Annotated in this window: 11 protein-coding genes; 8 read left to right on the top strand and 3 right to left on the bottom strand. The window is 66.0% G+C overall.

What is annotated here, in order from left to right; translation table 11 throughout:
* Position 1 precedes the first annotated feature (1 nt).
* A complete protein-coding gene (locus tag HXX15_RS19550; protein ID WP_296518066.1) occupies positions 2 to 469 on the bottom strand; it encodes a hypothetical protein in 468 nt (155 codons plus the stop codon).
* A 228-nt stretch (positions 470 to 697) separates the two neighbouring features.
* Here HXX15_RS19550 and HXX15_RS19545 point away from each other — a divergent pair, with 228 nt between their 5' ends.
* From HXX15_RS19545 to HXX15_RS19515, 7 genes are all read left to right on the top strand, one after another.
* Positions 698 to 2,365 carry a bifunctional UDP-sugar hydrolase/5'-nucleotidase gene (locus HXX15_RS19545; protein ID WP_296518230.1) on the top strand — a complete coding sequence of 556 codons (1,668 nt, stop codon included), beginning with the start codon at positions 698 to 700 and terminating at the stop codon, positions 2,363 to 2,365.
* A 102-nt stretch (positions 2,366 to 2,467) separates the two neighbouring features.
* A complete protein-coding gene (locus HXX15_RS19540) occupies positions 2,468 to 3,397 on the top strand; it encodes a histone deacetylase family protein (RefSeq protein WP_296518064.1) in 930 nt (309 codons plus the stop codon).
* Positions 3,398 to 3,467: 70 nt separating this feature from the next.
* Positions 3,468 to 3,719 carry an exodeoxyribonuclease VII small subunit gene (locus HXX15_RS19535; protein ID WP_296518063.1) on the top strand — a complete coding sequence of 84 codons (252 nt, stop codon included), beginning with the start codon at positions 3,468 to 3,470 and terminating at the stop codon, positions 3,717 to 3,719.
* Between the two features lie 419 nt (positions 3,720 to 4,138).
* Positions 4,139 to 6,064 carry a 1-deoxy-D-xylulose-5-phosphate synthase gene (dxs, locus tag HXX15_RS19530; protein WP_296518061.1) on the top strand — a complete coding sequence of 642 codons (1,926 nt, stop codon included), beginning with the start codon at positions 4,139 to 4,141 and terminating at the stop codon, positions 6,062 to 6,064.
* Between the two features lie 218 nt (positions 6,065 to 6,282).
* Positions 6,283 to 6,858 carry a nucleoside 2-deoxyribosyltransferase gene (locus HXX15_RS19525; RefSeq protein ID WP_296518060.1) on the top strand — a complete coding sequence of 192 codons (576 nt, stop codon included), beginning with the start codon at positions 6,283 to 6,285 and terminating at the stop codon, positions 6,856 to 6,858.
* A gap of 2 nt (positions 6,859 to 6,860) precedes the next feature.
* Positions 6,861 to 7,610, top strand: a complete 750-nt coding sequence (locus HXX15_RS19520; protein WP_296518058.1) for a TlyA family RNA methyltransferase — start codon at positions 6,861 to 6,863, stop codon at positions 7,608 to 7,610.
* Positions 7,603 to 8,841, top strand: a complete 1,239-nt coding sequence (locus HXX15_RS19515; RefSeq protein ID WP_296518057.1) for an RNA methyltransferase — start codon at positions 7,603 to 7,605, stop codon at positions 8,839 to 8,841. Before HXX15_RS19520 ends, HXX15_RS19515 begins: the two co-directional genes overlap by 8 nt.
* Positions 8,842 to 8,997: 156 nt before the next feature.
* Here HXX15_RS19515 and HXX15_RS19510 read toward each other — a convergent pair whose 3' ends face one another.
* Both HXX15_RS19510 and HXX15_RS19505 read right to left on the bottom strand, forming a co-directional pair.
* Complete coding sequence (locus HXX15_RS19510) at positions 8,998 to 9,408, bottom strand: cell division protein ZapA (protein ID WP_296518056.1); 411 nt, start codon at positions 9,406 to 9,408, stop codon at positions 8,998 to 9,000.
* Positions 9,405 to 9,728, bottom strand: coding sequence for a DUF4164 domain-containing protein (locus tag HXX15_RS19505; RefSeq protein WP_296518228.1), 324 nt, complete (start codon positions 9,726 to 9,728; stop codon positions 9,405 to 9,407). The genes HXX15_RS19510 and HXX15_RS19505 overlap by 4 nt, the downstream gene beginning before the upstream one ends.
* A gap of 309 nt (positions 9,729 to 10,037) precedes the next feature.
* On the opposite strand from HXX15_RS19505, the gene tkt reads away from it, so the two are divergent.
* Positions 10,038 to 12,026 (top strand): transketolase, encoded by a 1,989-nt coding sequence (gene tkt / locus HXX15_RS19500; protein ID WP_296518055.1) that lies wholly within the window; start codon positions 10,038 to 10,040, stop codon positions 12,024 to 12,026.
* Positions 12,027 to 12,099 lie beyond the last annotated feature (73 nt).

Raw genomic sequence — 12,099 nt, 5'->3', positions numbered from 1 at the left:
GTTACTTCTTCGCCGGCGCGAACGACTGATTGCTGAACGGCTGCGCTGTCGGGGTCTGGATCGCGATGAAGCTTCGCTCGATCGACTGATGGCAGGAATTGCAGCCGGCGGTCAGCTGATCGAACGCGCTGGCGAATTTCGTCGTATCCTTGGCCTTGACCGCCTCGGACAGGGCATCCAACGGCGCCCCCATCGTCGTCACTTCGGTGACCGGAAGGTCCTGGTAGAACCGCGCGGCATCCTCCAGCCGGGCCCTGATCTGCGCCGCCTCATAGGCCGCAAGGTCCCAGTTGTGGTTCTTGCCGGCGAACCACAGCTTGATGTGCCGCGCCTGAATGGCTTCCATGATGTCGGCCAGGCGCGGGCTGGCATCCGCCGGCAACGCCGAGCGATTGAGCTGTTGCGCGGCGGCGACCGAGATCGATGCGACGACGGCCAGGACTCCGGCCACGAACGAACGAGATGTCATCTGGAATCCTTGCGGCTCTCCGCCGGCGCTTGCGGGAGCGATGCGCGGCGGCTTGCAAACGTGAGATTCTGTTTCTAATGGATCAATCGACCGGACGCCACGGTCGTTCGACGCTTGCGCCCCGACCGCGAAGCAGGTTTGGGTTGCGGCAGCCGAACTGCTCGGCGGATATGGCCTCGCATGATCGACTTTCGATTCCTCTTCGAACACTTGTCGCGGACCGCGAATATGATGCGGATGATGAATCGCTTCGCAATATTGGCCGCCGCGTTGCTGCTGGCGAGCGCAACCTCTCGCGGCGACGCGCAGACGGCCGCGCCGGTCGAGCTGCGGATTCTCGCGATCAATGATTTTCACGGCTATCTGCGACCGCCCGCGGGCGGCATCGCGATCGCCGATCCCACCGACCCGAGCAAGACCATCGCGGTGCCGGCGGGCGGCGCCGAGCATATGGCGACGCTGGTGAAACAGTTGCGCGACGGCCATGCCAACACGATCTTCGTCGCCGCCGGCGACCTGATCGGCGCCAGCCCGTTCCTGTCCGCGATGTTTCACGACGAGCCCACCATCGAGTCGCTGTCGCTGATGGGGCTGGAACTGGCCTCGGTCGGCAACCACGAATTCGACGAGGGCAAGACCGAACTGCTGCGGATGCAGAACGGCGGCTGCCATCCGGTCGACAATTGCCTCGGCCCGCACCCGTTTCTCGGCGCGCGTTTCAAGTATCTCGCCGCCTCCACGGTCGAGACCGCGACCGGGCAGACGATCTTTCCTGCTTACGCGATCCGGGAATTCGGCGGTATTCCGGTCGGATTCATCGGCCTGACGCTGAAGGGCACGCCGAACATGGTGTCCCCGCCGGGCGTCGCCGGGCTCGAATTCAGGGACGAGGCCGACACCGTCAACGCCGCCGTCGCGGAGCTGAAGGCGCGCGGCGTCGAGGCCATCGTGGTGCTGATTCACGAGGGCGGCCTGCCGAGCGGCGGCCACAACGAATGCCCGGGGATTTCCGGGCCGATCGTCGACATCGTCAAGAAATTCGATCGCGCGGTCGACGTCGTGGTCAGCGGCCACACCCACCGCGCCTATACCTGCGAGATCGACGGCCGCCTGGTCACCAGCGGCGACAAATACGGCACCATCGTCACCGCCATCGACCTCAAGCTCGATCCGGTCAGCCGCGACGTCGTGACCGCGAAGGCCGACAACGTCATCGTCCGTACCGCGACGCTCGCCAAGGATGCGGATCAGACCAAGCTGATCGCGGCCTATGACCAGTTGGCCGGTCCGATTGCCGCCCGCCCCGCCGGCTCGGTCAGCGCGACGCTGTCGCGGGTGCCGAACCAAGCCGGCGAAAGCGCGCTCGGTGACGTCGTCGCCGACGCCCAGCTTGCCGCGACCGCGGCCGACGGCGGCGCGGCGGTCGCCTTCACCAATCCCGGCGGCGTGCGCGCCGATATCGTCAAGAACGCCGATGGCGCGGTCAGCTATGGCGACGTGTTCGCCAGCCAGCCATTCCGCAATCAGCTGGTGACGCTGACCCTGACCGGAGCGCAGATCAAGGCCGCGCTGGAGCAGCAATGGCTCGATCCGGCGCGGCCGCGAATCCTGCAGGTGTCAGGCAATTTCAGCTATGCCTGGGACAATGCCGGCCTGCCCGGCCAGCGCATTCTGGCCGAGAAGATGCTGTTGAACGGGGCGCCGATCGACCCCGGCACCCCCTATCGCGTCACCGTGAACGCGTTCCTGGCGGTCGGCGGTGACGGCTTCAGCGCGTTCAAGCAGGGCGACGCGCCACGCACCGGAGTCTACGACGTCGACGCGCTGTTCGGCTATTTCAAGGCCAACAGTCCGATCGCGCCGCCGCCTTCGAACCGCATTTTGCGTCTGAATTGAGCGATCTGGCGCCTAAGCCTTAAGCTGCCCTTTCGCAATGCGCGGCAAGCCTCTACATTATACAATTGTCGTAACCGCGCACTGAGGGACCGGGCAGCCCGCATGACAACGCATTTCCTGACACATTCCGCATGCCTCGAACACGATACGCCCGAGGGCCATCCCGAACGCGCCGACCGGCTGCGCGCAGTCAATCAGGTGCTCGCCGGCGATCGCTTCAGCGCACTGGTGCGTGGTGAGTCACCGCGGGGGGCGCTGGAAGACATCGCGCTGTGTCACACCGATCACTACATCGTCGAGCTGCGGCACATGTCGCCGACCACCGGTATTGTCTATGTCGATGGTGATACCTCGATGTCGCCCGGCACCTTCGAGGCGGCGCTGCGCGGCGTCGGCGGTGCCACGGCGGCGACCGACGCGGTGATGACCGGCGCCGCCGACAACGCCTTCGTCGCGACAAGGCCGCCCGGCCATCATGCCGAGATCACCAAGCCGATGGGGTTTTGTTTCTTCGGCAATGCGGCGATCGCCGCGCGCTACGCGCAGCGCAAATACGGCATCGGTCGCGCCGCGGTGGTGGATTTTGACGTCCATCACGGCAACGGCACCCAGGACATCTTCTGGGGCGACCGAACCGTGATGTATTGTTCGACTCACCAGATGCCGTTGTTCCCCGGCACCGGCGCCGCCGGCGAGCGCGGCGAGCACGACAATATCGTCAACGCGCCGCTGGCCTCGGAAGACGGCAGTGAGAAGTTCCGTTCCGCCTTCGACAATCTGATCCTGCCGCAACTGACGAAATTCGCGCCCGAACTGATCATCATCTCGGCGGGATTCGACGCGCATTATCGCGACCCGTTGGCCAGCCTCAATCTGCGCGCCGAGGATTTCAGCTGGGTGACCCGCAAGCTGATGGATCTCGCCGACAGCACCGCCGGCGGCCGGATTGTCTCGGTGCTCGAGGGCGGCTATGATTTACAGGGGCTGCAGGAATCGGTCGCCGCCCATGTCACCGCCCTGATGGGCGCGTGATCGTCCGATCCATCCGGCTTCATCTGTCGTCGTTACGTCGCCCCGCGCAGCGACGCACCCAGGAACTGCTATGGCCGAAGCCACCCATGTCGATGTCAAGAAGCTGAGCTTCGAGCGCGCGATCGAGGAACTGGAATCGATCGTCAAGCGGCTCGAGGACGGCAAGGTTCCGCTGGAGGAATCCGTGGCGATTTATGAGCGCGGCGAGGTTTTGAAGCGGCGCTGCGAGGAACTGCTGCGCACCGCCGAGGCGCGGGTCGACAAGATCACCACCGATGCCAGCGGCCAGCCGACCGGAACCGAACCGCTCGACGTGCAATAAGCCGCCTTACGCCGGCCATGACCGCCGCACGGGCGGCGTCGGGCTGTGTCTCGACCGTGTTCTGCCGGCAACAGCGAGTTCCCCAACCGCGCCGGAAACCACATTGGCCGAAAGTTTATGCAGCTTGACCGAGCCGTAGGCGTCCGGCGGTTGGCTTTGGGAGCTGCTTTGTGTAAAGGTATAGTCTTATGCGCTGAGCGCAGTGCTGCCGTCCAGCCAGGATGACAGCGCCGCGGGCTTGACGGGCTGTGCTGCCGCAGAGTGATCCAGGTCACTCTGATCGAACGAAGCGGACGATAGGCTTCGAGAATCGGTTTCTCCTCGCGGGAGACGGGAGTCGGGTGGGACTCCTGCAGACATTGTCCAGAGCATTCGTAAACGGGGCGTCACCGGCCCCATTGGTAAGACTGGAATACGCCGTGACCGAATTCAGTAAGACGCCGCTGCTCGACACCATTCGCACGCCGGACGATCTGCGCAAGCTCAGAGTCGATCAGGTCCGACAGGTCGCCGACGAATTGCGTCAGGAGACCATCGATGCGGTCTCCGTCACCGGCGGACATTTCGGCGCCGGCCTCGGCGTGGTCGAGCTCACCACCGCGATCCATTATGTATTCGATACCCCGCGGGACCGCCTGATCTGGGACGTCGGCCATCAGGCCTATCCGCACAAGATCCTGACCGGCCGCCGCGACCGCATCCGCACCCTGCGCACCGGCGGCGGACTCTCCGGCTTCACCAAGCGCACCGAGAGCGATTACGATCCGTTCGGCGCCGCGCACTCCTCGACCTCGATTTCTGCGGGCCTCGGCATGGCGGTGGCGCGCGATCTGTCCGGCGCCAAGAATAACGTTATCGCGGTGATCGGTGACGGTTCGATGTCGGCGGGCATGGCCTATGAGGCGATGAACAATGCCGGCGCGATGAACTCCCGGCTGATCGTCATTCTCAACGACAACGACATGTCGATCGCGCCGCCGGTCGGCGCGATGTCGGCCTATCTGTCGCGGCTGTATTCCGGAAAGACCTATCGCTCGCTGCGCGAGGCCGGCAAGCAGCTCGGCAAGCATCTGCCGAAGCTGATCGCCGATCGCGCCGCCCGCGCCGAGGAATATTCCCGCGGCTTCATGGTCGGCGGCGGCACGCTGTTCGAGGAACTCGGCTTCTATTATGTCGGCCCGGTCGACGGCCACAATCTCGATCACCTGCTGCCGGTCCTGACCAACGTCCGCGACATGGAGACCGGCCCGATCCTGGTCCATGTCGTCACCCAGAAGGGCAAGGGCTACGGTCCGGCCGAGGCGGCCGCCGACAAGTATCACGCAGTGGTCAAGTTCGACGTCGCCACCGGCGCGCAGGCGAAAGCCAAATCCAATGCGCCGTCGTATCAAAACGTGTTCGGCGCCAGCCTGGTCAAGGAAGCGCAGAAGGACGACAAGATCATCGGCATCACCGCGGCGATGCCGTCGGGCACCGGGATCGACATTTTTCAGAAGGCGTTCCCGACCCGCACCTTCGACGTCGGCATCGCCGAGCAGCACGCGGTGACGTTCGCCGCCGGCCTTGCCACCGAAGGCTACAAGCCGTTCTGCGCGATCTATTCGACCTTCCTGCAGCGCGGCTACGACCAGGTGGTCCACGACGTCGCGATCCAGAGCCTGCCGGTGCGCTTCGCGATCGATCGCGCCGGCCTGGTCGGCGCCGACGGCGCCACCCACGCCGGCTCGTTCGACAACTGCTATCTCGGCTGCCTGCCGAACTTCGTGATCATGGCGGCGGCCGACGAGGCCGACCTCGTGCACATGGTCGCGACCCAGGTCGCGATCAACGACCGTCCCAGCGCGGTGCGCTATCCGCGCGGCGAAGGCCGCGGCATCGAGATGCCGGATGTCGGCGTTCCGCTGGAGATCGGCAAGGGCCGCATCATCCGCGAGGGCAGCAAGGTGGCGCTGTTGTCGTTCGGCACCCGCCTCGCCGAATGCGAGAAAGCCGCCGACGAACTCGCCACGCTCGGCCTCTCCACCACCGTCGCCGACGCCCGCTTCATGAAGCCGCTCGACGTCGAGATGGTGGCAAAGTTGGCGCGCGAGCACGAAATCCTGATCACCATCGAGGAAGGCTCGATCGGTGGCTTCGGCAGCCATGTGATGCAGACGCTGTCCGACCTCGGCCTGCTCGACGGCGGCGTGCGGATGCGTTCGATGGTGCTACCGGACGTGTTCATGGACCACGACACCCCCACCGCGATGTATGCCCGCGCCGGTCTTGACGCCAAAGGCATCGTCAAGAAGGTCTTCGAGGCGCTAGGCAAGGACGCCCAGGCCGAGACCGTGAAGCTGGCCTAAGGCCAGCACCGGGACATCTCCTCATCCTGAGGAGCCCGGCGCTGCCCGAAGGGCGGCGACGGGCGTCTCGAAGGATGAGGAGATATCCCGCCTCATGGTTCGAGACGCGCGCCAGCAGGCGCGCTCCTCACCATGAGGCTGTGCAGTGCCCGACTGCTCCACGCGGGATAGCGGTCAGTTCGCGGAGCCGAATTCATAGTCACGACGGATCCGCCGCGATGACGACCATCTATCTCGCAGGCCCCGACGTGTTCCTCCCGGACGCGATTGACATCGGCCGGCGAAAGGCTGAGCTTTGCAGCCGCTACGGGCTGATCGGGCTGTTCCCGCTCGACAATGCCGTTGATCTTGCCACGGCCGACGCGTCGCGGAACATCTTCCACGGGAACCAGGCCATGATGAACGATGCCTCCGCGATCATCGCCAATCTGACGCCGTTTCGCGGACCGAGCGCCGATGCCGGTACCGTCTATGAACTCGGCTACATGGCCGGCCGCGGCAAACTCTGCCTCGGCTACAGCAACGACCCCGCTATCTATGCCGAGCGCGTCGCGCGATCCGGCGACATTGCGACTCAAAACGGCGCGACGGTCGATGCGCACGGCCTCATCGTCGAGGATTTTGGCCTGCCCGATAATCTGATGCTGATCCATACGCTCGACCTGCACGGCTGTGCCTTGGTGACGCCGCGCCAGCCGCCCGCCGATCTTTGGCGCGATCTGGCCGCGTTCGAGGCCTGCGTAGCTCTCGCAGCGGAGCGGCTGTCGCAGCCCGCCGTCCGGTCATCGAGTTGAACTTGGCCAGACCCGGCAACAGCGCTCCCCGCAAACGCGCCGATGTCGTGCTGGTCGAGCGCGGGCTGTTCGAAAGCCGCGCCAGGGCGCAGGCTGCGATCGAAGCCGGCTTGGTGATCGCCGACGGCAAGCCGGTGGCGAAGCCGTCGGAAGGCATCGCCGAAGACGCCGTATTGCAGGCAGAGCCCGCACATCCATGGGTGTCACGCGGCGGCGTCAAGCTCGCCGGCGCGCTGGAGCACTATCCGATTCCCATCGAAGGGCATATCTGTCTCGACGTTGGCGCCTCCACCGGCGGCTTCACCGAGGTGCTGCTGGCGAACGGCGCCAGCCTGGTGTTCGCGGTCGATGTCGGGCGCGGCCAACTGCATGGGTCGCTGCATGGCCATCCGAGAATTGTCTCAATGGAGGAAACCGACATTCGCAGTCTCCAGGGCCAAAGGCTGCCGCAGCGGCCGGATGTGGTGGTGATCGACGCCAGCTTCATCTCGCTGAAGGCGGTGCTGCCGGCGGCGCTGTCATTGGCGGCGGCGCCGATGCATCTGCTGGCGCTGATCAAGCCGCAATTCGAGGCGACGCGGAAACATGCCAAGCGCGGCGTGGTGCGCGACGAGGCGGTGCATCAGGCGGTGTGCGACGACGTCGCCGCCTACGCGGCCGCGCTTGGCTGCGAAGATATCAAGGTGTTTGCATCAATGATCGCCGGCGGCGACGGCAACGCCGAATTCTTTCTCGGCGCGCGCCGTGGTTGAGCTTCTCACCATCGATCATGTCGGCCATCGCGGCGATGGCGTCGGCTATGTCGGCGATGAAACGGTCTACGTGCCCTACGCGCTGGGCGGCGAGACCGTCGAAGCCGAACTGGTCCACGGCCATCCCGACCGCCGCCGGCTGCTGCGGGTGGACCAGCCGAGCCCGCAGCGGATCGAACCGTTCTGCCCGCATTTCGGCGTCTGCGGCGGCTGCGCGATCCAGCACTGGCAGCCGGAGGCCTATCAGACGTGGAAGCGCGGGCTGGTGGTCGAGACGCTGCGACTGTCCGGGATCGCCTGCGAGGTCGCGCCGCTGATCGACGCCCACGGCGCCGGGCGACGCCGGATCACGCTGCATGCCCGCAAGGGCACCCATGAGGTGCTGAAGGTCGGCTTCGCCGCGGCCTCCAGCCACGACATCGTCGCGATCGATCATTGTCCGATCCTCGACCCCGGCCTCACCGGCGCGATCGACGCCGCCTGGGCGCTGGCGGAAGCGCTGACCATCGTCGGCAAGCCGCTCGATATCCAGGTCACCGCCGCCAATAACGGACTCGATGTCGATGTCCGCGGCTCCGGGCCGCTGCCGACCAAGCTGATCGGCGTGTTGTCGGGCATCGCCGAGCAGCATCGGCTGGCGCGACTGACACGGCACGGCGAACTGGTGCTGATGCGCGATCCGCCGGTGATCGAGATCGGCGCCGCGCAACTGGCGCTGCCGCCGGGCGCGTTCCTGCAAGCCACCGCGGCGGGCGAACAGGCGTTGGCAGAGTTGGTGCTGGCCCATTGCGGCAAGGCCAAACTGATCGCCGATCTATTCTGCGGCGTCGGCCCGTTCGCGCTGCGGCTGGCGGCGAAATCGCGCGTCCTGGCCTATGACAGCGACGAGCCCGCGGTGCAGGCGTTGCAGAAGGCGATCACCTCCACCTCCGGGCTGAGGCCGATCAAGGCCGAGACCCGCGACCTGTTCCGCCGTCCGCTGGTGCCGCAGGAACTGCGCGACATCGACGCCGTGGTGTTCGATCCGCCGCGGCAGGGCGCGCAGGCGCAGGCCGAAAAGCTCGCCGCCAGCCGTGTGCCGCTGGTGGTCGCGGTGTCATGCAACGTTTCAACTTTCGCGCGCGATGCGAAGATACTGATCGACGGCGGCTATACGATCGACAGCGTCACGCCGGTCGATCAATTCCGGCACACGCCGCATGTCGAACTGGTGGCACGGTTTCGCAAGTGAATGAATGACTGCGTCATTCCGGGGCGCGAGCCCTTGGCGAGCGAACCCGGAATCTCGCCACACGGCCGGACAGCGAGATTCCGGGTTCGCTCGCAGCAAGGCTGCTCGCGCCCCGGAATGACAAGCTTGAAGTCAGCGACGCCGCAAGATTAGCAACTAACCGATCGCGATGCCGCCGCCGATGGTGCGGTTCAGCACCTGGGTGGTTTTCTCGATCCGCTCGGCGGCGGAATTCAGCGCCGCGATCACGGCGCGGTTGGTGAGGCTGGCGCGGTCGATTGCGTCGGTGCTGCCGCTGCGTAGCGCGTCGAGCTCCTGTTCGAGCGCAGCGATCCGGCCCTTGGCGTCGATCAATTCGTCGGCCGCGATCAGCGCCGCCATCACCACGAGCCGCGCGTCGCCGATTTCGCCGAACTTGCCGCGCAGATCCTGAATCCGCGATTCCAGATTGTCGGCAAGAGCTAGCAGCCGCGGTTCCTGGCCCTCCTCGCAGGCCATCCGGTACTGCCGGCCATTGATGGTGACGTTGACATGGTTGGCGGCGGCGGGCGGAGCCTTCGCGGTCATGACGGCTCCTCCTCGGCATCGAGCACCGCGCGGATGCTGCCGATCGCCGCGTCGAGCCGCTGCGCGATCTCGCGGTTCGCGCGCTCCAGCCGGCGCGAGCGCACCAGCGAGCCGTCGAGCTCGTCGGCGAGCCGCGAGCGGTCGGCACCCAGAGCCTGGATCCGCGACGCCAACTCGTCTTCATCGCGGTCAGCCTCCGCGCGCCGCTCCGCGGCACTTTCCAGCGCTTCCAGCGCCGCGGCCAACCGTCGCGTCGCCGCGCCGATTTCGGCCGGGATGGACTCGGCGCCCAGGGAACCGCTGACAGGTCGATCCTTCATGCGTCTCTGCGACCCTTCGGAAAAGCCGTCCAAACAAAAGCCACGGTCAGACAAGCCTTTAGAGGCCGAAATTTACGTGGCAAGCAAGCCCAGCGCAACGTCGCCGCAACGCTATGCACCGTAAAGAGGCACCCGTCTTTAGGGGAGCCGGTCGCGGCCTTGGACTCGCCGGGAGGGGGTGCTATTCACCCTGTCTCTGCCCTTTTCCGGCAACAACGCCTGTGCAACGAAGCGTCGTGTCGGACCCGCGCTCCGCGTCCCAACACGGTGGGGACATCAACAAACACTGGTTTTCAGGCGGTTTTCATCATGACGCAGGTCGATCATTCCCGTATGGCCAACGCGATCCGCGCGCTGGCGATGGACGCCGTCGAAAAGGCCAAATCCGGCCATCCCGGCCTGCCGATGGGCGCCGCCGACATCGCCACCGTGCTGTTCACGCAATTCCTGAAATTCGACGCCGCCGATCCGCATTGGCCGGACCGCGACCGCTTCATCCTGTCGGCCGGGCACGGTTCGGCGCTGCTCTATGCACTGCTTTATCTGACCGGCAACGCCGACGTCACCCTCGACCAGATCAAGAATTTCCGCCAGCTCGGCTCCAAGACCCCCGGCCATCCGGAGAATTTCATGACCAGTGGGGTCGAGACCACCACCGGCCCGCTCGGCCAGGGCGTGGCGTCCTCGGTCGGCTTTGCCCTGGCGGAACGGCTGCTCGCCGCGGAATTCGGCGATATCGTCGATCACTATACCTACGTGCTGTGCTCCGACGGCGACCTGATGGAGGGCGTCAGCCACGAGGCGATCGCGCTGGCCGGCCACCTCAAGCTGTCGAAGCTGATCTTCCTCTACGACGACAACGGCATCTCGATCGACGGCCCGCTGACGCTGACCGACAATGTCGACCAGGTGGCGCGGTTCAAGGCCCATGGCTGGAACGCGGTCCATGTCGACGGCCACGATCAACACGCGATCGCCGCCGCGATCACCGCTGCGCAATCCTCCGACCGGCCCAGCCTGATCGCCTGCAAGACTACGATCGGATTCGGCGCCCCGACCCGGGCCGGCACTTCCAAGGCCCATGGCGAGCCGCTCGGGCCTGAAGAACTCGCCGGCGCCAAGAAAGCGCTGGGCTGGAATTACGGTCCGTTCGAAATTCCCGACGACGTGCTCTCCGCCTGGCGCAATGCCGGCAAGGAGGGCGCCTCGGCGCATGTCGACTGGCAGGAGCGGTTCGCGGCGATGCCGGAGGAGCAGCGCAGCGAATTCCAGCGCCGGGTGATCGACCGCAGCCGCCCAGACGGACTCGGCGAGGCGATCCGCGCGTTGAAGGACAAGCTGGTCGCCGAGCCGCCGACCATAGCCACCCGCAAGGCCAGCGAACTGGCGCTGGAAGCGCTGGTCGGCGCGATGCCGGAATTGGTGCTCGGCTCGGCCGACCTGACGCCATCCAACAACACCCGCACCAAAAACGCCAAGGACGTCACGCCGACCGATTTCAGCGGCCGCTACATCCATTACGGCATTCGCGAAATGGGCATGGCCGCGGCGATGAACGGCATCACCTCCCACGGCGGCTTCGTTCCGGCCGGCGGCACCTTCATGTGCTTCGCCGACTACGCCAGGCCCTCGATGCGGATCGCGGCGCTGTCGCATCTGCCGGTGGTTTACATCATGACCCACGATTCGATCGGGCTCGGCGAAGACGGCCCTACCCACCAGCCGGTCGAGCACCTGGCCTCGCTGCGGGCGATGCCGAACATGCGGGTGTTCCGCCCGGCCGACGCGGTCGAGACCGCGGAGTGCTGGCAGCTGGCGCTGGAAAATACCAGCGGACCGACCGTGCTGGCACTGTCACGGCAGAACCTCGCGCCGGTGCGGACCACCAAGCACGACGACAATCTGTGCGCCCATGGCGGCTATGAGCTGATCGCCGCGCACGGCAAGGCCAGCGTGTCGCTGTTCGCGTCGGGCTCCGAGGTCGAGATCGCGGTCGCGGCGCAGAAGCTGCTGGCCGCGCGCGGCGTCGCCGCCCGGGTGGTGTCGGTGCCGTCGCTGGAATTGCTGCTGCAGCAGCCGGACCATCTGCGCCACGCCATCATCGGCAATGCGCCGGTGAAGATCGCAATCGAGGCCGCGGTGCGGTTCGGCTGGGACGCGGTGATCGGGCCGGACGGGGTGTTCATCGGCATGAGCACGTTCGGTGCCAGCGCCCCGGCCAAGGACCTCTACAAGCACTTCGGCATCACCGCGGAGGCGGTGGTCGACGCCGCCGCCGGCCGGCTGGACGGCAAGTAACCATCGGCTGGAATCGCAATCCAGCTCACAACAATGACGCATTGCGCCGGATCGCCATTCAGGGCATGAAACC

It is taken from the genome of Rhodopseudomonas sp. (assembly GCF_013377015.1).
Taxonomy (GTDB): Bacteria; Pseudomonadota; Alphaproteobacteria; order Rhizobiales; family Xanthobacteraceae; genus JARJEH01.
The sequence above is the reverse complement of the archived record's forward strand: the minus strand, read 5'-3'. Positions and strand labels throughout refer to the sequence as shown.

What these genes read in the sequence shown, in the direction of transcription:
- HXX15_RS19525 (WP_296518060.1), top strand. Translation starts at nt 6,283, where the DNA reads ATGACGACCATCTATCTCGCAGGCCCCGACGTGTTCCTCCCGGACGCG.
- HXX15_RS19510 (WP_296518056.1), bottom strand. Translation starts at nt 9,408, where the DNA reads ATGACCGCGAAGGCTCCGCCCGCCGCCGCCAACCATGTCAACGTCACC.
- tkt (WP_296518055.1), top strand. Translation starts at nt 10,038, where the DNA reads ATGACGCAGGTCGATCATTCCCGTATGGCCAACGCGATCCGCGCGCTG.
- HXX15_RS19505 (WP_296518228.1), bottom strand. Translation starts at nt 9,728, where the DNA reads ATGAAGGATCGACCTGTCAGCGGTTCCCTGGGCGCCGAGTCCATCCCG.
- HXX15_RS19535 (WP_296518063.1), top strand. Translation starts at nt 3,468, where the DNA reads ATGGCCGAAGCCACCCATGTCGATGTCAAGAAGCTGAGCTTCGAGCGC.
- HXX15_RS19545 (WP_296518230.1), top strand. Translation starts at nt 698, where the DNA reads ATGATGCGGATGATGAATCGCTTCGCAATATTGGCCGCCGCGTTGCTG.
- HXX15_RS19540 (WP_296518064.1), top strand. Translation starts at nt 2,468, where the DNA reads ATGACAACGCATTTCCTGACACATTCCGCATGCCTCGAACACGATACG.
- HXX15_RS19550 (WP_296518066.1), bottom strand. Translation starts at nt 469, where the DNA reads ATGACATCTCGTTCGTTCGTGGCCGGAGTCCTGGCCGTCGTCGCATCG.